The sequence below is a fragment of the Streptomyces sp. NPDC058662 genome (assembly GCF_042716255.1).
Lineage (GTDB): Bacteria > Actinomycetota > Actinomycetes > Streptomycetales > Streptomycetaceae > Streptomyces.
In genome coordinates, this window is the sequence record NZ_JBHXRU010000012.1 from 1 (window position 1) to 18,357 (window position 18,357).

The 18,357-nt window shown below is 73.5% G+C and carries 13 protein-coding genes and 3 tRNA genes; 7 read left to right on the forward strand and 9 right to left on the reverse strand.

Annotated elements, in window-relative coordinates; translation table 11 throughout:
• Positions 1-176 precede the first annotated feature (176 nt).
• Positions 177-719 carry a hypothetical protein gene (locus tag ACFWUQ_RS07160; RefSeq protein WP_384534023.1) on the reverse strand — a complete coding sequence of 181 codons (543 nt, stop codon included), beginning with the start codon at positions 717-719 and terminating at the stop codon, positions 177-179.
• Between the two features lie 271 nt (positions 720-990).
• On the opposite strand from ACFWUQ_RS07160, the gene ACFWUQ_RS07165 reads away from it, so the two are divergent.
• Positions 991-1,434: a gamma-glutamylcyclotransferase family protein gene (locus ACFWUQ_RS07165; protein ID WP_384534026.1), complete on the forward strand. Its 444-nt coding sequence runs from the start codon at positions 991-993 to the stop codon at positions 1,432-1,434.
• A gap of 17 nt (positions 1,435-1,451) precedes the next feature.
• Here ACFWUQ_RS07165 and dnaG read toward each other — a convergent pair whose 3' ends face one another.
• From dnaG to ACFWUQ_RS07185, 4 genes are all read right to left on the reverse strand, one after another.
• Positions 1,452-3,356, reverse strand: a complete 1,905-nt coding sequence (gene dnaG / locus ACFWUQ_RS07170) for a DNA primase (protein ID WP_384534029.1) — start codon at positions 3,354-3,356, stop codon at positions 1,452-1,454.
• Positions 3,357-3,390: 34 nt separating this feature from the next.
• Positions 3,391-4,665, reverse strand: coding sequence for an NAD(P)/FAD-dependent oxidoreductase (locus tag ACFWUQ_RS07175; protein WP_384534032.1), 1,275 nt, complete (start codon positions 4,663-4,665; stop codon positions 3,391-3,393).
• Between the two features lie 93 nt (positions 4,666-4,758).
• Positions 4,759-6,120: a deoxyguanosinetriphosphate triphosphohydrolase gene (locus ACFWUQ_RS07180; RefSeq protein ID WP_384534035.1), complete on the reverse strand. Its 1,362-nt coding sequence runs from the start codon at positions 6,118-6,120 to the stop codon at positions 4,759-4,761.
• A 71-nt stretch (positions 6,121-6,191) separates the two neighbouring features.
• Entirely contained in the window at positions 6,192-6,914 is a 723-nt protein-coding gene (locus ACFWUQ_RS07185; RefSeq protein ID WP_384534037.1) for a sirohydrochlorin chelatase, read from the reverse strand.
• 668 nt (positions 6,915-7,582) lie between these two features.
• On the opposite strand from ACFWUQ_RS07185, the gene ACFWUQ_RS07190 reads away from it, so the two are divergent.
• From ACFWUQ_RS07190 to ACFWUQ_RS07200, 3 genes are all read left to right on the forward strand, one after another.
• On the forward strand, positions 7,583-8,197 hold the full coding sequence (locus ACFWUQ_RS07190) for a vancomycin high temperature exclusion protein (protein ID WP_384534224.1): 615 nt from the start codon (positions 7,583-7,585) through the stop codon (positions 8,195-8,197).
• Positions 8,198-8,489: 292 nt separating this feature from the next.
• On the forward strand, positions 8,490-10,586 hold the full coding sequence (locus tag ACFWUQ_RS07195; protein WP_384534040.1) for a molybdopterin oxidoreductase family protein: 2,097 nt from the start codon (positions 8,490-8,492) through the stop codon (positions 10,584-10,586).
• A 243-nt stretch (positions 10,587-10,829) separates the two neighbouring features.
• Entirely contained in the window at positions 10,830-11,939 is a 1,110-nt protein-coding gene (locus ACFWUQ_RS07200) for an RNA polymerase sigma factor (RefSeq protein WP_384534042.1), read from the forward strand.
• An 82-nt stretch (positions 11,940-12,021) separates the two neighbouring features.
• On the opposite strand, the gene ACFWUQ_RS07205 is transcribed toward ACFWUQ_RS07200, so the two are convergent.
• From ACFWUQ_RS07205 to ACFWUQ_RS07220, 4 genes are all read right to left on the reverse strand, one after another.
• A complete protein-coding gene (locus tag ACFWUQ_RS07205) occupies positions 12,022-13,944 on the reverse strand; it encodes an ABC transporter ATP-binding protein (protein ID WP_384534045.1) in 1,923 nt (640 codons plus the stop codon).
• Positions 13,941-15,674: an ABC transporter ATP-binding protein gene (locus ACFWUQ_RS07210; RefSeq protein WP_384534047.1), complete on the reverse strand. Its 1,734-nt coding sequence runs from the start codon at positions 15,672-15,674 to the stop codon at positions 13,941-13,943. The genes ACFWUQ_RS07205 and ACFWUQ_RS07210 overlap by 4 nt, the downstream gene beginning before the upstream one ends.
• Positions 15,675-15,837: 163 nt before the next feature.
• Positions 15,838-17,307 (reverse strand): FGGY family carbohydrate kinase, encoded by a 1,470-nt coding sequence (locus tag ACFWUQ_RS07215; RefSeq protein WP_384534050.1) that lies wholly within the window; start codon positions 17,305-17,307, stop codon positions 15,838-15,840.
• 136 nt (positions 17,308-17,443) lie between these two features.
• On the reverse strand, positions 17,444-17,743 hold the full coding sequence (locus ACFWUQ_RS07220; RefSeq protein WP_384534053.1) for a YtxH domain-containing protein: 300 nt from the start codon (positions 17,741-17,743) through the stop codon (positions 17,444-17,446).
• A gap of 145 nt (positions 17,744-17,888) precedes the next feature.
• Here ACFWUQ_RS07220 and ACFWUQ_RS07225 point away from each other — a divergent pair.
• The 3 genes from ACFWUQ_RS07225 to ACFWUQ_RS07235 all read left to right on the forward strand — a co-directional run bounded on the left by ACFWUQ_RS07225 (position 17,889) and on the right by ACFWUQ_RS07235 (position 18,293).
• Positions 17,889-17,961 (forward strand) — tRNA-Asn (locus ACFWUQ_RS07225).
• Between the two features lie 5 nt (positions 17,962-17,966).
• Positions 17,967-18,039: transfer RNA gene (locus tag ACFWUQ_RS07230), tRNA-Asn, on the forward strand.
• A gap of 180 nt (positions 18,040-18,219) precedes the next feature.
• A tRNA-Ile gene (locus ACFWUQ_RS07235) sits at positions 18,220-18,293 on the forward strand.
• Positions 18,294-18,357: the final 64 nt, after the last annotated feature.

Sequence of the window (18,357 nt, forward strand, 5' to 3'; positions counted from 1 at the left end):
GGGCTGCGGCCCCGGCCCCCGCCCGGAACGCAATCCGCCCCCCAGGCGTAACACCCCCTCGCCTACCTTCTCGGGGTGAGGGGCCGTCGCCCGGCCCCGCGACGGGGGGGACCGGGGGGGGCGGGCGACGGGGACGGTACCGGTCGGACCGCGGCCGGGGCCGCGGTGGGCGTCCGTCAGCTCCGCGTGCCGCTCGCCCGGCGACGCAGGAGCCAGGTACCGCCGACGGCGGACGCGGCCAGTACGGCCGCTCCCGCCGCGATCTTGGCCGGGTTCGTGGTGGTGGTCGTGCCACCGCCCACGCCGGTCCGGACGTGGCCCTGCGGGCCGCGTTCGGTGACGACCAGGTCGCCGGTGGCGAACTTGCCGTTCGCGCAGGTCGCGCCGATGGAGTAGGTGCCGGGGCGGGTGCCGTGGGCGACCTGGAACTGCCCCACGACCACCTCCTTGTGGGTGCCCGGCACCAGCTTGAACCGGCCGCCGCCGACCGTGCTGGCATCGCCGTCCGCGTGGCCGCCGCTGCCGCACGCGGTGGTGTTCACGGTGACCGTGGCGCCGGCGGCGGCGGACTTGGGCCACACCTCCAGCGCGGCGAAGTCGCCGGGGGCGAAGCTCGCCGCGCCCAGCTCCGCCGCCGCCACCGCGCCGGCGACCGGGCAGGCGAACGCGGCGGCGGTCAGCGCGGCTGCGGTCAGCGCGTGGGCGGTACGTCGGCGCATGGCGGCTCTCCTGGAGGCACGGGTACGTGGTTCCGAGGTAACCCGGGCCGGGCGCCGCCCGCCTGCTGACAGCCCGTCAGCTCCGCCGCGCACCCTCCTCCACTGGACCGTCGCCGCAGGTCAAGGACGGTACCGCCGCCATCCGGGGCGCTCGCGCCGTCCGGGTGATGGCGCGTGCCGCAGCGGGTCGTACGGTGGTGGCGCGCGGGCGACCGGGACTGCGGCCGCGGCCGCGGCCCGCCGACCGTCCGCATATCCGAGGGAGGCCTCCGTGACACCGGTCGTCCGGCCGAACGACCCCGGCGCGCCGCTGCCGTTCTTCGTCTACGGGACCCTGCGCCCCGGCGAGGTCAACCACGCACTGTTCCTGCGCGGCCGCACGGCCTCGGAGGAGCCGGCCCGGCTCCCGGACACCGCGCTCTACGACGGTCCGGGGTATCCCTTCGCGGTGGAGCGCCCCGGCTCGTTTGTGGCCGGCGCGCTGGTCACCGCCGCCCCGGGCGCCTTCCCGGAGCTGCTGGCCGCGCTGGACCTGCTGGAGGAGTACGGGGGTCCGGGCCGCCCCGGGAACGTGTACGACCGGACCGCGCGCGAGGCCCTGCGCCCCGACGGCACACGGGTGCGGGCCTGGGTCTACCTGGCGTCCCCGCTGCTCGCCCGCGAGCTGCGGCGCTCCGGAACGGAGATACCGGGCGGGGACTGGCTCGCGCGCTGACGCGGGGAGCAGGCGGGCTACAGGCCCTCGGCGCCCCGGTTGCGCAGCCGCTGCCCGTACTGCTGGAGCACCCACAGCTCCTCCTGCACCGCGGCCAGCTGCTCCGGCGGGGCCTGCGGGCCGAGCCGGGACAGCGTGCCCTGGATCTCGTGGACCCGCCGGTCGACGGCGCGCAGCCGCACCTGGACCAGCTGGACCCCCGCGTAGATCTCGTCCACCGTCTTGGCGTGGATGGCCTCGACGGCCAGCTCCGTGACGAGCGCGCGGACGGTGTCGTTCGGCGCGGCCTCGCGCACGCGGGCCACGTAGTCCTCGGTACCGAGCGAGGCGCCGCCCGCGTCCTGGATGGCCTGGCGCACGGCCACGTACGGCGGCGCGGTGAACTCGTCCGCCCCGTACGCGTCGAAGGCGGGGGAGATCAGGGCCGGCCGCTGGAGGGCCAGTTTCAGCAGCTCGCGCTCGGTGCGGTGGGCCGGGCTGCGCAGGTTCAGGGCCGGGCCGCCGGCCGGTCGGCCGGTCTCGGGGGCGGCCTCGTAGGACGGCCGGCCGCCGCCCCGGCCCTGCTGCTGCGGCTGGTTGCCGCGCTCCCGGGCCCAGCGGGCGAGCTGCGCGACCCGCTTGACGACGAACTGCTCGTCGCGAATGCCCAGCATCCCCGCGAGCTGCACCGCCGACTCGTGCTGGATCGCGATGTTCTTGATGTTGGCCACGACCGGAGCCGCCTCGTCCAGCGCGGCGGCCCGGCCGGCCGGGTTCTCCAGGTTGTGCCGGGACACGATGTGCCGCAGCGCGAACTCGAACAGCGGCGTGCGGGACTCCACGAGCCCGGAGACCGCGGCGTCCCCCTGCGCGAGGCGCAGGTCGCACGGGTCCATTCCGCCGGGGGTGACCGCGATGGAAGTCTCGGCCGCGAACTTCTGGTCGTCCTCGAAGGCGCGCAGCGCCGCCTTCTGGCCGGCCGCGTCGCCGTCGAAGGTGAAGATCACCTCGGCGGTCGCGTTGTCCATCAGCAGCCGGCGCAGGATCTTGATGTGGTCCCCGCCGAAGGCCGTGCCGCAGGTGGCGATCGCGGTGGTCACCCCGGCCATGTGGCAGGCCATCACGTCGGTGTAGCCCTCGACGACCACGGCCCGCGAGGTCTTCGCGATCTCCTTCTTGGCCAGATCGATGCCGTACAGCACCTGGGACTTCTTGTAGATCGCCGTCTCGGGCGTGTTCAGGTACTTGGGGCCGTTGTCGTCGTCGCGCAGCTTGCGCGCGCCGAAGCCGACCACTTCGCCGCTGATGTCGCGGATCGGCCACATCAGCCGGCCGCGGAAGCGGTCGATGGGCTTTCCGCTGCGGCTGTCCTGGGCGAGCCCCGAGGTGATCAGCTCCTTGTCGCTGAACCCCTTGCCGCGCAGGAAGCGCGTCAAGTGGTCCCAGCCGGCCGGGCTGTAGCCCACGCTGAAGTGCGCGGCCGCGCCCTGGTCGAAGCCGCGCTCCGCCAGGAACTTGCGGCCGATCTCGGCCTCGGGGCTGCCCAGCTGGTCCACGTAGAACTGGGCGGCGGCCTTGTGCGCCTCGACCAGCCGGATGCGCTCACCGCGGCCGCTGGTGCCGGCGGTGTAGCCGCCCTCCTCGTACCGCAGGGTGATGCCGGCCTGGCCGGCGAGCCGCTCGACCGCCTCGGAGAAGGAGAGGTGGTCGATCTTCATGACGAAGTCGAGGGTGTCCCCGCCCGCCTGGCAGCCGAAGCAGTGGTAGAGCCCCTTGCTGGGGCTGACCTGGAAGGACGGGGACTTCTCGTCGTGGAAGGGGCAGAGGCCCTTGAGGTTGCCGCCGCCCGCGTTGCGCAGCTGGAGGTAGTCGGAGACCACGGCGTCGATCGGGACCGCGTCCCGTACCGCCTTCACGTCGTCGTCGTTGATCCGTCCTGCCACGCGTGAAGTCTACGGCCGGGCGCGGACAATCCCGTCAGGCCCCCTGGGACCCGATCAGGGACGTGAGCGGAACCGACGGGTCCGCCAGCGCCTCGCGGTCCACCGGCGCCTTCGACCTGATCAGGGCCTGGATGTGCTCGGTGACGTCCCACACGTTCACGTTCATTCCAGCCAGCACCCGCCCGTCCGAGAGCCAGAACGCGATGAACTCGCGCTTGCCCACGTCGCCCCGGATCAGCACCTGGTCGTAGCCGCCGGGCGGGGCGTACCCCGAGTACTCCAGCCCCACGTCGTACTGGTCCGAGAAGAAGTACGGCACCCGGTCGTACGCCACCTCCTGCCCCAGCATCGCCCGCGCGGCGGCCGGGCCGCCGTTGAGGGCGTTGGCCCAGTGCTCGACCCGCAGCCGGGCACCGAGCACCGGGTGGTGGGCGGCGGCCACGTCCCCGACCGCGAAGATGTCCGCGTCCGAGGTGCGCAGGGAGGCGTCCACGGCGATCCCGCCGCCGTGCTCACGGTCGACGAGGGCCAGCCCGGAGGTCTCGGCGAGCGCGGTCCGGGGCGCGGCCCCGATCGCGGCGAGCACGGCGTGGGCCGGGTGCTCCTCGCCGTCGTCCGTGCGGGCGGCCAGCACCATGCCGTCGTGGCCGACGATCTCGGTCAGCCGGGCCCCGAAGTGGAAGCGCACCCCGTGGTCGGCGTGCAGGTCCCCGAAGAGCCGGCCGATCTCCGGGCCCAGCACCGCGTGCAGCGGCGTGGCCTCCGGTTCCACCACGGTCACCTCGGCCCCGTAGCCCCGGGCCGCGGCGGCGACCTCCAGGCCGATCCAGCCGGCGCCCGCGATCAGCAGGTGGCCGTTGTCCCGGCCGAGGGTGCCCAGTACGTTGCGCAGCCGTTCGGCGTGGGCCAGCCGCCGCAGGTGGTGCACCCCCGCGAGGCCGGTGCCGGGGATGTCCAGGCGGCGCGGCTCGGCGCCCGTGGCCAGCAGCAGCTTGTCGTAGTGCAGGGCGGTGCCGTCGCCGAGCACCACCTTCTTCGCGTCCCGGTCCAGGTGCACCGCGGGCTGGCCCAGGTGCAGCTCGATGTCGGAGGCCGCGTACCAGGACGGCTCGTGGACGAAGACGCTGTCCCGGTCGTCCTTGCCCGTCAGGTAGCCCTTGGACAGCGGGGGCCGTTCGTACGGATGGTCGCGCTCGTCGCCGATCAGGATCACCCGCCCCGTGAACCCCTCGGACCGCAGGGCCTCGGCCGCTTTTGCCCCGGCCAGCCCCGCGCCGACGATGACGAATGTCCGGTGTGCGTCGACCACCTGATGCCTCCTCATAACCTCACCGCCACATGCGACCACATGCGAGCGTCCCGCACTGAGCCTGCCGCGTGAAGGGGGAGTGGCCCGATCAGCTCACCCTTCGGCGCGTCGCGTGCGCTGGGTGAGGCGCGCGTGCAAGGAGCGGGCCGCGGCGTCGGTGAGGGACGCGATCTGGTCGACGACCGCCCTCTTGCGGGCCCTGTCGTCCGCCGCCGTGTCGAAGAGCGCCCGGAACTGCGGGTCCAGGCCCTCGGGGGCGCGGGCGCTGAGCGCCTCCGCCAGTTCGGCCAGGACGACGCGCTGGTCGGCGCGGATCCGCTCCTGCTCGTCGCGCTGCATGACGTACAGGTCGGCGACGGCCTTGAGCACCGCGCACTCGTTGCGCGCCTCGCGGGGGACGACCAGCTCGGCCGCGTACCGGGTGAGGCGGCCGGAACCGTACGCCTCGCGGGTGGCGCCCTCGGCGGCCAGGCAGAAGCGGCCGATGAGCTGGCTGGTGGCGTCCTTCAGCCGGGCCTGGGCGACGGCCGAGCCGTCGTACCCGTGCGGCCACCACTCCGCCTCCATCAGGCGGTCGAGCGCCTCGCGCAGCTCCTCGGGCGCGGTGTCGGCGGGGACGTACCGGCCGATGGCAACCCGCCAGATCTCGGCGCGCTCGGGCTCGGCGAAGAGCAGGTTGGGGTCGAGGTGACCGGCGTGCAGGCCGTCCTCGAAGTCGTGGACGGAGTAGGCGACATCGTCCGCCCAGTCCATGACCTGGGCCTCGAAGCACTTGCGGTCGGCGGGGGCGCCGCGGCGCAGCCACCTGAAGACCGGCAGGTCGTCCTCGTACGCGCCGAACTTCACCGAGCCGGGGTCGGTGGGGTGGTCCCCGCGGGCCCAGGGGTACTTGGTCGCGGCGTCCAGGCAGGCGCGGGTGAGGTTGAGGCCGACGCTGACGAGCTCGCCGCTCACCGGCTCGGGCACGAAGCGCTTGGGCTCCAGACGGGTCAGCAGGCGCAGGGACTGGGCGTTGCCCTCGAAGCCGCCGCAGTCCTGGGCGAACTCGTTGAGCGCCTCCTCGCCGTTGTGGCCGAAGGGCGGGTGGCCCATGTCGTGGGAGAGGCAGGCGGCCTCGACCAGGTCGGGGTCGCAGCCGAGGGCCGCGCCGAGCTCGCGGCCGACCTGGGCGCACTCCAGGGAGTGGGTGAGCCGGGTACGGGGGCTCGCGTCCCAGTCGTACGAGCGCGTGCCGGGGGTGACGACCTGGGTCTTGCCCGCGAGGCGGCGCAGCGCGGCGGAGTGCAGCACGCGGGCGCGGTCCCGCTGGAAGGCGGTGCGGCCGGGGCGCTTGTCCGGCTCGGCGTCCCAGCGTTCGGTGGCGGCGGGGCCGTAGGGGTCGTGGGGGTCGTGGGACAGCTGGGACTCGGGCTGCTGGTGCGTCTCGTACGGGTCTGCCGGTGCGGTGCCTTCCATGGGGAGACGTTAACCGGAGGCACTGACAATCCGAGCAATACGGCCGAAACCTTACGGGCGGGCCGCAGGCGTCACGCGGTGGCCGCGGCGGCCGGGACGAGGTGGGGGCGCCGCTCGGCGAGGGCCTCGTCGTAGCGCCGCAGGACGAGGCGGGCCAGGGCCGGGTGCGCGCCGAGCGGAGCCGCGGCGGGACCGGGCGCGAAGGCGGCGCTGCGGGAGGCGAAGAGGCCGGGGGCGCCGAAGTACGAGGCGACAGCGGGCCGGTGGTGGCCTCGGGCGGCCAGCGCCCGGAGGGCGTCCGGGACGGTCGGGGCGGCGGCGGAGGCGTAGGCCGGTACCACGGGCACGGAGCCCAGGCGTTCGGAGAGCAGGGCGGCGGTGCGGCGGGTGTCGGCGGCGGAGTCGGGGTCGCGGGATCCGGCGGCGGCCAGGACCACGGCGGTGCCCTCCGTCCAGCCGGCCTCCAGGAGCCGGTCGCGCAGGGCCTCGACGAGCAGCGGGTGCGGGCCGAGCGGGGCGGCGACCCGGCTCCGCAGGTGGGCGGCGCGGGCGGCGGCGGCCGGGAGGTCGCGTTTGACGTGGTAGCCGCGCCCGAAGAGGAGGGGGACGAGCACCGCGTCGCCGGACGCCTCGTCCAGGGTGTCGGCGAGCAGGGGCCGGTTCAGCTCGATGTGCCCGAGCCGGACGTCGAGCCGCGGGCGGAGCTCGCGGACCAGGTCGAGGAGGGCCGAGACGGTGTGCGGGGCGCGCGGGTCACGACTTCCGTGGGCCACGGCGACGAGGGTGGGCTGCATGGGGGAGCTCCGTGGGGCCGGGTGCGGGGCGGGCGCGGGGCGGGCGCACTCCGTCCAGCTGGGTGCCGAGTTGGGCGGTGATCCGGGTCAGTAGTTCGGCCGCGCTGCCGAAGGGGAGGGTCTGGCTGTCGGGAGGGTGCACCGGCTCCGTCATGAACCGATCCTGCGCGGTGGAGGTTGCCGGGGCGTTGCGCCGGGATGACGGGCGTTTTCCGCCTGCTCACTCGGTCATTCGTTCGGGTGAAAGGGGGTGGGGGTGGAACTGGGGGCCGGGGGTCGTTCGTCAGTCCGTGCGAGTGGGGTCGAATGCGGGACGTGAGGGGGCGGTCATGAGGGCGAAGTCGAAGGCGAAGGCGCGGGCTGAGGCGGACGCGACGGTGCGGGCCGGGGTATGGACCGGGGTCCGGGCCGGGGTATGGACCGGGGCGCGGGGCAGGGCGGAGAGGCGTTCGGAGACGGGGGCGAGGACGAGTACGGGGGTGGGAGCCGGGGTCGGGGCGGCGCCGGGGGTTGAGGCGCAGGCGGGCTTGGCGCGCCCGCCGGCGGGGCGGCGGCTGTGGGAGGCGCGGCGGCTGCGGTGGGCGGGGCGGCTGGTGCGGCCCCGGCGGAGTTCGTGGACGGCCTGGTTCCGGGGCGTGCGGGCCCGCAAGCGGGTGGTGCGGGCCGTCATGGCGGGCTGCGCGCTGGCGCTGCTGCCCTCGGCGTGGACGCACGCGGTCGCCGCGGACCGGTTGCGCGGCGCCGCCGACGTCCCCGCCGCGGAGGTCGCGGTGGTGTTCGGCGCGGGGCTGTGGAACGGCAGACCGACCCCGTACCTGGCCGACCGGCTCGACACCGCCGCCGAGCTGTACCGCGCCGGCAAGGTGAAGGTGGTGCTGGTCACCGGCGACAACAGCCGCGCGGACTACGACGAGCCCGACGCGATGCGCGGGTACCTCACCGAGCAGGGGGTGCCGGACGAGCGGATCGTCAGCGACTACGCGGGCTTCGACACATGGGACAGCTGCGTGCGGGCCAAGGAGATATTCGGCGTCGAGCGGGCGGTGCTGATCACCCAGGGCTTCCACATACGCCGGGCCGTGGCCCTGTGCCAGGCCGCGGGGTTGGAGGCATACGGGGTGGGGGTGGCCGACGTGCACGACGCGACCTGGTACTACGGCGGCGCCCGGGAGGTCTTCGCGGCGGGCAAGGCGGCGGTGGACGCGGCGTTCAAGCCCGCGCCGAGGTTCCTGGGGCAGAAGGAGGAAGGGGTCTCGCGGGTCTTGGCCGCTCTGGCGGACTGACGCCGCCGGCCCCGCGCCGGGGAGCCCTCGCCACGGGGAAGTGGGACCGGTTCCAGGCCGGTTTGCCCGTGCGGCGTCCCGGGCGGGGCCGTGGGGGCCCGGATCCCGGGTCCCGGCCGGCCCCGGTCCTCGCCCCGGTCCCCGCCCCGGTCCCGGCCCCGGTCCCGGCCCCGGCAGGCCGTGTCGGAGGCGTCGGGCCTCACCGGGGGCGGAGGGACGCGCTGAGGGCGCGCATCCCCAGCCGTAACGGGAGGCGGCGGCGCGTGTAACACCGCCGAAGCAGGCTGGGGGCATGCACATCCCGGGAGCAGCCGCCACCGCCACCGCCACGCACTGCCCGTACTGCGCGCTGCAGTGCGGGATGATGCTCCGCCCCGATCCGGACGGCGCAGCCGTGACGGTGGAGGAGCGCGCGGACTTCCCCGTGAACCGCGGCGCGCTGTGCGGCAAGGGCCGCACCGCCCCCGCCGTGCTCTCCTCCCGGGTACGCCTGACCGAGCCGCTCGTCCGCAATCGCGCCGGGCAGCTCGAACCGGCCACCTGGGAAGAGGCCCTCGACGCCGTCGCCGACGGCCTCGCCCGCACGGCGCGCGCCCACGGCCCGGACGCCGTCGGCGTCTTCGGCGGCGGCGGGCTCACCAACGAGAAGGCGTACGCGCTCGGCAAGTTCGCCCGGGTCGCCCTGCGCACCTCGCAGATCGACTACAACGGCCGCTTCTGCATGTCCTCGGCCGCCGCCGCCCACCAGCGCGCCTTCGGACTCGACCGCGGGCTGCCCTTCCCGCTGGAGGACATTCCGCGCACCGGCTGCGTGATCCTCGTCGGCTCCAACCTGGCCGAGACCATGCCCCCCGCCCTGCGCTACCTCACCGAGCTCAAGGCGAACGGCGGCACCCTGATCGTCATCGACCCGCGCCGCACCCGCACCGCCGAGCAGGCCGACCTGCACCTCGCCCCGCGCCCCGGCACCGACCTCGCCCTGGCCCTCGGGCTGCTGCACCTCGTGGTCGCGGAGGGCCGTACGGACGAGGAGTTCATCGCCGAGCGCACCACCGGCTGGGAGGAGGCCCGGGCCGCCGCCATGGCCCATTGGCCCGAACTGGTGGAACGCATCACCGGCGTCCCCGTCCCCAGACTCCGCGAAGCCGTCGCGATGTTCTGCGCCCCCGACACCGCCATGGTCCTCACCGCCCGGGGCCCGGAGCAGCAGTCCAAGGGCACCGACACCGTCGGCGCCTGGATCAACCTGTGCCTGGCCACCGGCCGGGCCGGGCGTCCGCTCTCCGGCTACGGCTGCCTCACCGGCCAGGGCAACGGCCAGGGCGGCCGCGAGCACGGCCAGAAGGCCGACCAGCTTCCCGGCTACCGCAAGCTGACCGACCCGGCGGCCCGCGCGCACGTGGCCGCCGTCTGGGGAGTGGACCCCGACTCCCTGCCCGGCCCGGGCCGCAGCGCGTACGAACTCCTCGACGCCCTCGGCACGGACGTCCGCGCCCTGCTGCTGATGGGCTCGAACCCGGTGGTGTCGGCCCCCCGCGCCGCCCATGTCGAGGAACGCATCCGCTCCCTGGACTTCCTGGCCGTGGCCGACGTCGTCCTCTCCGAGACCGCGGCCCTCGCGGACGTGGTGCTCCCCGTCACCCAGTGGGCCGAGGAGACCGGCACGACCACCAACCTGGAGGGCCGCGTCCTGCTCCGCCGCCGCGCCCTCACCCCGCCGTCCGGGGTCCGCAGCGACCTGGAGGTCCTGCACGGCCTGGCCGGACGCCTCGGTGTCGAGAAGGGCTTCCCGACCGCCCCCGAGGAGGTCTTCGACGAACTGCGCCGCGCCTCGGCCGGCGGACCGGCCGACTACTCGGGCATCACCTACGACCGCATCGAAGCGGAGCAGGGCGTCTTCTGGCCCTGCCCCGAGGGTTCCCCCGGGACCGAACGCCTCTTCCTGGACGGGTTCGCCACCGACGACGGCCGGGCCCGCTTCGTCCCCGTCTCCCACCGCGACGCCGCCGAGGTCCCCGACGCCGAGTACCCGCTGCTGCTCACCACCGGCCGGGTGGTGGCCCAGTACCAGTCGGGGGCCCAGACCCGCCGGGTGGACGAGCTCAACGCCGCCGCCCCCGGCCCCTTCGTGGAACTCCACCCCCGCCTCGCCGCCCGGATCGGCGCGGTCGACGGCAGTCCGCTGGCGGTCACCTCGCGGCGCGGCCGCGCCGTCGCCCCCGCCCGCATCACCGACGCCATCCGCGCGGACACGGTCTTCATGCCCTTCCACTGGCCCGGGGAGGGCCGCGCCAACAACCTGACCAACCCGGCCCTGGACCCTACCTCCCGGATGCCGGAGTTCAAGGTCTGCGCGGTCCGCGTGGAGCCCGTCGAGACCACCCCCTGACGGGCGTCCGCCCGCGCGCAAGGGGGAGCCCCGGCGGCGTGCTCTGGGGCAGGGGTTCGTAGCGGTACGCGGAGTCGATCATGTCGGACATGTGTCCGATCGGCATCGGGGTTCCCGACGGGGGGTAACCATCGGTCACGCACCGGACTCAGAAAGTGCTCGCACGCCCCTCGTGGCGGTGATGTGCCGTACGCCACACTGAGGTGCGGTGCCCCCGTCCTCGGAGCCCTGGAGGTCGCCCCCGTGCAGACCCAGACCCTGACCGTGAACGTGAGCGTGAGCGAGTCCCCGGAGGCCGAGGAGGCCGCGGCCGGGACGCAGGCCGGGACAGAAGCCGGGACAGAGGCCGAAGCCGTGGACGACGACGAGCCCGAGGTACTGGAACTGGTCGAACCGGTCCCGGCGCAGCGCCGCCGCCCGGCCGGGGGAACGGGCGGAGCAGGCCCTTCCGCCGACCTGTTCCGCCAGTACCTGCGCGAGATAGGCCGGATCCCGCTGCTCACCGCCGCCGAGGAGGTCGACCTCGCACGCCGGGTCGAAGCCGGCCTGTTCGCCGAGGAGAAGCTGGGCACCACCCCCGACCTCGACTCCCGACTCGCCCTCGACCTCGACAAGCTCGTGGTCATGGGCCGGATGGCCAAGCGCCGCCTCATCGAGTCGAACCTGCGGCTGGTCGTCTCCGTCGCCAAGCGCTACGTGGGCCGGGGCCTGACCATGCTCGACCTCGTGCAGGAGGGAAACCTCGGGCTGATCAGGGCTGTCGAGAAGTTCGACTACGCCCGCGGGTACAAGTTCTCGACCTACGCCACCTGGTGGATCCGCCAGGCGATGTCCCGCGCCCTCGCCGACCAGGCCCGGACCATCCGTGTACCCGTCCACGTCGTGGAGCTGATCAACCGCGTGATCCGCGTGCAGCGGCGCATGCTGCAGGAGCGCGGCTACGAGCCCACCGCCGAAGAGGTCGCCGTCCACCTGGAGCTGACGCCCGAGCGGGTCATGGAGGTGCTCCGCCTCGCGCAGGAGCCCGTCTCCCTGCACGCGCCGGTCGGCGAGGAGGACGACGTGGCGCTCGGCGACCTCATCGAGGACGGCGACGCCACCTCGCCCATGGAGTCCGCCGCGTTCTTCCTGCTGCGCGAGCACCTGGAGGCCGTGCTGTCCACCCTCGGCGAGCGCGAGCGCAAGGTCGTCCAGCTCCGCTACGGCCTCGCGGACGGCCGCCCCCGCACCCTGGAGGAGATCGGCCGGATCTTCGGCGTGACGCGCGAGCGGATCCGCCAGATCGAGTCCAAGACCCTCAACAAGCTGCGCGACCACGCCTTCGCCGACCAGCTGCGCGGCTACCTGGACTGACAGCGGCCGGGCCGGGGGCGCCCCGCGGGACGCCCCCACCCGACCCCGACCCCGTCCCCGACCCCGTCCGCGTCGCGGCCGGTCAGTCGACCTCGGCGACCGCCTGCGCGAACTGCGCCGCGTACAGCCGGGCGTACGCGCCGCCCGCGGTCAGCAGCTCCTCGTGCGTGCCCTGCTCCACGATCGACCCGTCCTCCATCACCAGGATCACGTCGGCGTCGCGGATCGTCGACAGCCGGTGCGCGATCACGAAGGACGTGCGACCGTGCGCCAAGCGCGCCATCGCCTTCTGGATCAGCACCTCGGTACGGGTGTCCACCGAGCTCGTCGCCTCGTCGAGCACCAGGATCACCGGGTCCGACAGGAACGCCCGCGCGATGGTGATCAGCTGCTTCTCACCCGCGCTGACCCCCGCGCCCTCGTCGTCCAGCACCGTGTCGTAGCCGTCCGGCAGGGTACGGATGAACCGGTCCGCGTGGGCGGCCCGCGCCGCCTCCTCGATCTCGGCGCGCGTCACCTCGCGCGAGGCCCCGTAGGCGATGTTCTCCGCGATGGTGCCGCCGAACAGCCACGTGTCCTGGAGCACCATGCCGATGCGGCCGCGCAGTTCCTCCCGCGTCATCCTCGCGGCGTTCACCCCGTCGAGGGCGATCTCCCCGCCCGTGACCTCGTAGAACCGCATCAGCAGGTTCACGAGCGTCGTCTTCCCGGCGCCCGTAGGGCCCACGATCGCGACCGTCTGGCCCGGTTCGACCGTCAGTGAGAGGTCCTCGATCAGCGGCTTGTCCGGCTGGTAGCGGAAGGCCACCTTGTCGAGCGTGACCCGGCCGCGCAGCGCGTGCGGGCGCTCCGGCACCTCGGCGTCCGGCTCCTGCTCCCGCGCGTCCAGCAGCTCGTAGACCCGCTCCGCCGAGGCGACACCGGACTGGATGAGGTTCGCCATCGACGCGACCTGCGTCAGCGGCATCGAGAACTGCCGCGAGTACTGGACGAAGGCCTGCACGTCGCCGATCGACAAGGAGCCCGAGGCGACCCGCAGTCCGCCGACGACCGCTATCAGCACGTAGTTGATGTTCGAGATGAAGAACATCACCGGCTGCATGATCCCGCTGACCAGCTGCGCCTTGAACGAGGCCCGGTACAGCGCCTCGTTCTGCTCGGCGAAGACCGCCGCGGACTCCTTCTGCCGGCCGAAGACCTTCACCAGCGAGTGGCCCGAGTACATCTCCTCGACGTGGGCGTTGAGCGCGCCCGTCGTCTTCCACTGCGCCACGAACTGCGGCTGCGACTTCTTGCCGATCCGCGCCGCGACGAACACCGACACCGGCACGGTCACCAGCGCGACCAGCGCCAGCAGCGGCGAGATCCAGAACATCATCGCCAGCACGCCGACGATCGTCAGCAGCGAGTTCAGCAGCTGCCCCATCGTCTGCTGGAGCGTCTGGCCGATGTTGTCGATGTCGTTGGTGGCCCGGCTCAGCACCTCGCCGCGCTTCTGACTGTCGAAGTACGACAGGGGCAGCCGCGACAGCTTCGCCTGGAGCTCCTCGCGCATCCGGTACACGGTGCCGTTCATGACGTGGTTCGACAGCCGCGTGGCGACCAGCATCAGCAGGCCGGCCAGGACGAAGACGACCAGCGCCCACACCGAGACCGCCGCGACCGCACCGAAGTCGATGCCCCTGCCGGGCGTGAAGTCGGTACCGGACAGCATGTCGGCCGTCCCGTCCTCACCGCGGGCGCGCAGCCCGTCCAGCGCCTGCTGCTTGGTGAGGCCGTCCTGCATCCCGCGGCCCACGATCCCCGCGAACACCAGGTCGGTGGCCATACCGAGGATCTTCGGGCCGATCACCGTGAGCGCGACGCTGCCGACGACGGCCACGACCATGCCCCACAGCTTGGCCCGGTCCTGCGCCAGCTGCCCCAGCAGGCGCTTGCCCGAGCCCTTGAAATCCATGGACCGCTGGGCCGGCCCCGTCATCATCCGTCCACCGGGCCCGCTCACGCCGCCTCCGCCTCGGTCAGCTGGGAGAGCACGATCTCCCGGTAGGTCTCATTGCCCGCCATCAGCTCGTGATGGCGTCCCTCGCCGACGACCCGGCCCTCGTCGAGCACGATGATCCGGTCGGCGTCGCGGATCGTGGAGACCCGCTGCGCCACGATGACCACCGTCGCCTCCTCGGTCTCGCGGGCGAGCGCCGCGCGCAGCGCCGCGTCCGTCGCGTAGTCGAGGGCCGAGAAGGAGTCGTCGAAGAGGTAGATCTCCGGGCGCTGCACGAGCGTGCGGGCGATCGCCAGCCGCTGGCGCTGACCGCCGGAGACATTGGTGCCGCCCTGGGTGATCGGCGCGTCCAGCCCGCCCTCCAGAGCGGATACGAACTCCTTGGCCTGAGCCACCTCCAGGGCCCGCCACAGCTCCTCGTCGGTCGCGTCCGGGCGCCCGTAGCGCAGATTGGACGCGACGGTACCGGAGAAGAGGTACGGCTTCTGCGGAACCATCCCGACCGTCCGCGCGAGCAGCTCCGGGTCGAGCCGGCGGACGTCCTCCCCGTCGACCAGCACCTCGCCGCCGGTCGCGTCGAACAGTCGGGGGACCAGGCCCAGCAGCGTGGACTTGCCGCTGCCGGTGGATCCGATCACCGCCGTGGTCTCACCCGGACGGGCCACCAGGTCCACCCCGCGCAGCACCGACGCCTCGGCGCCCGGGTAGCGGAAGTCGGCGCCGCGCAGCTCCAGCAGTCCGTGCCGGGCGAGCTCGCGCACCGGGTCGGTGGGCGGGACCACGCTGGACTCGGTGTCCAGGACCTCCTGGACCCGTTCGGCGCAGACCTCGGCGCGCGGCACCATCATGAACATGAAGGTGGCCATCATCACGGACATCACGATCTGCATCAGGTAGGCGAGGAAGGCCGTCAGCTGGCCGATCTCCATGCCGCCGCTGTCGACGCGCATCGCGCCGAACCAGATGACGGCGACGCTGGAGACGTTCACGACCAGGATCACGGTGGGGAACATCAGCGCGAGCAGCTTGCCGGCGGCCAGCGAGACACCGGTGAGATCCGCGTTGGCCTCCCGGAACCGCTCCTTCTCGTACGCGTCGCGGACGAACGCGCGGATCACCCGGTTGCCGGTGATCTGCTCGCGCAGCACCCGGTTCACGGTGTCCAGGCGCTCCTGCATCTGCCGGAACAGCGGCCGCGTCCGGAAGACGACGGCGCCGACCGACAGGCCGAGCACGGGCACCACCGCGAGCAGTACGCCCGACAGCCGCACGTCGAGCGAGAGCGCCATGGCGATCCCGCCGACGCACATGATCGGCGCCGAGACCATCAGGGTGAAGGTCATCAGCACCAGCATCTGGATCTGCTGGACGTCGTTGGTCGTACGCGTGATCAGCGACGGGGCGCCGAACTGGCCGAGCTCCCGCGCGGAGAAGCTCTGCACGCGGTCGAAGACGGCGGCGCGGATGTCCCGGCCGACGGCGGCCGAGGTGCGCGCGCCGTAGTAGACGGCTCCGACGTTGCAGACGAGCTGGACGAGCGAGACGCCGAGCATCAGCGCGCCGTAGCGCAGGATGTAGCCGGTGTCGCCGTGGACGACGCCGCTGTCGATGATGTCCGCGTTCAGGGTGGGCAGGTAGAGGCTCGCGCTGGTCTGCAGCAGCTGCAGCAGGACCAGCGCGGCGATCGGTTTACGGTACGGGCCCAGATGGGTCCGCAGAAGTCGTATGAGCACGCGCAGGCTCCGGTCGGCAAGATCGAGGGGGTTCAACCCATCTTGAGCCAACCGGTGGCCCGATCCCCAACGGATTTCGCAAAGCCCGGTCAAAAGGATGAGGCCCCCGCGACCCCGGTCCCGGGACGGCAGCCCCGCGCCCGGGAAGCCCCGCGCCCGGACCTCAGAACGCCCCGGGCTGGGCCTGGAACGCGCCCGGGTGGATCTCCTCCCGCGTCGCGATGTACTGCTGGCGCACCGCCTGCCAGGCCGGGAAGTCCTCATCGGGCTCGAACACCTGCGCCGCGGGGGACGGCCAGAGCGGCGGCGTGTGCGGGGACAGCGCCCCTTGCTGCACCCCGAGCGCCCATGCCGCCTGGCGCGCCGCGCCCAGCGCCGCGTAGTCGGCCGGGGCCGGTACGACGATCTGCGTCCCGAACAGCCCCGGAGCCGCCGCCTGTACGGCGGGCAGCCCGGCCGAGGCCCCCAGCAGGAACACCCGGCGTATCTCCACCCCGCGCGACCGCAGCACGTCCAGCGCGTCCACCAGCCCGCACAGCATGCCCTCGAAGGCGGCCCGCGCCAGGTGCTCCGGCTTCATGGAGTCCCGGCGCAGCCCGGACAGGGTCCCGGCGGTGTGCGGCAGGTTCGGCGTCCGCTCGCCCTCCAGGTACGGCAGGAGTACGAGCCCGTGCGCGCCCGGCGTCGACTTGAGCGCGAGGTCGGACAGCCCCTCCAGATCGGTGCCCAGCAGCTCGGCGGTGCCGCGCAGGGCCCGTACGGCGTTCGAGGTGTTCACCACCGGAAGGTGCATGCCGCCGGCGTCGGCCAGGGAGGTGATCAGACCGCCCGGCTCCGACAGCGCCTCGCGGTGCACGGCCATCACGGACCCGGACGCCCCGAGCGAGACCACCGCGTCGCCGGGGCCCAGTCCCAGCCCGAGGGCGGCGGCCATGGTCTCGCCGGTGCCGGCGGAGATCAGCAGCCCCTCGGGAGTGGTCCCGGCGGAGTCGGCGGGGCCCAGTACCTCCGGCAGCAGCGCCTGGTGCCCGAGCGCGAGCTCGACGAGGTCGGGGCGCCACGCCCCGGTGGCCGCCGACCAGTACCCGGTGCCGGAGGCGCCGCCCCGGTCCGTGGTGCGCCGGGCGGGGCGGCCCAGCAGCTGCCAGACGAGCCAGTCGTGCGGGGACATCAGCACGGCGGCCCGGCGCGCAGCCTCGGGCTCGGTACGGGCCAGCCACGCCAGCTTCGCCACCGGCTGCGCCGCGTGCGGCACGGAACCGACGGCCTCGGCCCAGGCCTGCCGGCCGCCGAGCGCGTCGATGAGGTCGGCGGCGGCGACCTGGGCGCGCCGGTCGTTGCCCACCAGGGCGGGGCGCACGAGGTTGCCCTGCGCGTCCAGCGGCAGCAGGCCGTGCTGCTGCGCGGAGACCCCTATGGCCTGCACGCCTTCGAGCAGCCCGCCGCCGGCGGCCTCGCCGAGCGAGAGCAGCCAGGCCTGCGGGTCGGTCTCGTGGGGGCTGGAGCCCTCGGGCTCCCCCGCCGGCTGTGGATGGGGCGCGTACCCCTGGCGCAGAACGGCACCCGTCTCGGTGTCGCAGACGACGATGCGAGTGAAGGCGGAAGAGCTGTCCAGCCCGGCGACTATCCCCATGCGGAGAATTCTGCCGCACGCCGCGCCGGTCTCCACCGCCGCGGAGGCCCCGGGAGTCCCGGGAGCCCCGCGCGGCCGTGGCTTCGACGGCTCCCGCCGCCTCGGGCGCCTGAGGTGTTACGGGTGCCCAGTCGCCTCAGGTGTTACTGGTGCCCCAGTCGTCCTCGCCGCCGCCGACCCGGCCGCGCAGTCCCCGGACCCGGCCGGCCAGGGACTCCGGTACGACGTCCCCCACCTTCTGGCTCACGGCGGTGAACGCCTTCCCGGCGAACTCCCGCCCGTTCTGCCCGGCGGTCTCGGCGGCGTTGCGCACCGCCGGGTTCTGCGCGACCTCCCGCGCGGACTTCTTGAGCTGCTCGTACCGCTCGCGTCCGGCCCGTGTTCCGAGCACGTACCCGAGGGCCAGTCCGACCGCGAACGTGACCTTGTACCGCATGCCTGTCACCCTTCGTCGTGTGGTGCCCGGCCTGCTCTCGATACCGATTGGCGGAGCACCCCCCTGCTTGCGCTAATCTATGACTCGCAGCGGACGCTCGCCCCCCGGCAAGGCCGGAGGTGGGCTGTTCGATGCACCGCAGCAATCCCCTGTAGCTCAATTGGCAGAGCAGCCGGCTGTTAACCGGCAGGTTACTGGTTCGAGTCCAGTCGGGGGAGCGCGGTCCCCTGTAGCTCAATTGGCAGAGCATTCGGCTGTTAACCGGAGGGTTGCTGGTTCGAGTCCAGCCGGGGGAGCAAGGAAGAAGAGGGCCCTCGGGTCCTCTTCTTTTTTGCCCCGGCGGGGAACCGGGCAGCCCTCGGCGCGGTCTCTCTGAACAGGCGAAGCCGATCATGCGAGGCATCCGAGGCAGGAGATCGTATGAGCGGCTATGCTGCGGCAGACGGCGCGCACACATGTACGCGCCACGCCGTGAAGGGGCGGTAGCTCAGCCGGTTAGAGCAGCGGACTCATAATCCGTCGGCCGTGGGTTCGAGTCCCACCCGCCCCACTGCGAGCCGCAGGTGAAGAAACGACTCACCTGCGGCTTTGGCGTTTCCGGACTCCGGCGGGGG

Coding starts and splice junctions, on each gene's coding strand:
- ACFWUQ_RS07160 (WP_384534023.1), bottom strand. CDS start 719: ATGCGCCGACGTACCGCCCACGCGCTGACCGCAGCCGCGCTGACCGCC.
- ACFWUQ_RS07180 (WP_384534035.1), bottom strand. CDS start 6,120: ATGGAAGGCACCGCACCGGCAGACCCGTACGAGACGCACCAGCAGCCC.
- ACFWUQ_RS07185 (WP_384534037.1), bottom strand. CDS start 6,914: ATGCAGCCCACCCTCGTCGCCGTGGCCCACGGAAGTCGTGACCCGCGC.
- ACFWUQ_RS07190 (WP_384534224.1), top strand. CDS start 7,583: ATGGCGGGCTGCGCGCTGGCGCTGCTGCCCTCGGCGTGGACGCACGCG.
- ACFWUQ_RS07195 (WP_384534040.1), top strand. CDS start 8,490: ATGCACATCCCGGGAGCAGCCGCCACCGCCACCGCCACGCACTGCCCG.
- ACFWUQ_RS07215 (WP_384534050.1), bottom strand. CDS start 17,307: ATGGGGATAGTCGCCGGGCTGGACAGCTCTTCCGCCTTCACTCGCATC.
- ACFWUQ_RS07220 (WP_384534053.1), bottom strand. CDS start 17,743: ATGCGGTACAAGGTCACGTTCGCGGTCGGACTGGCCCTCGGGTACGTG.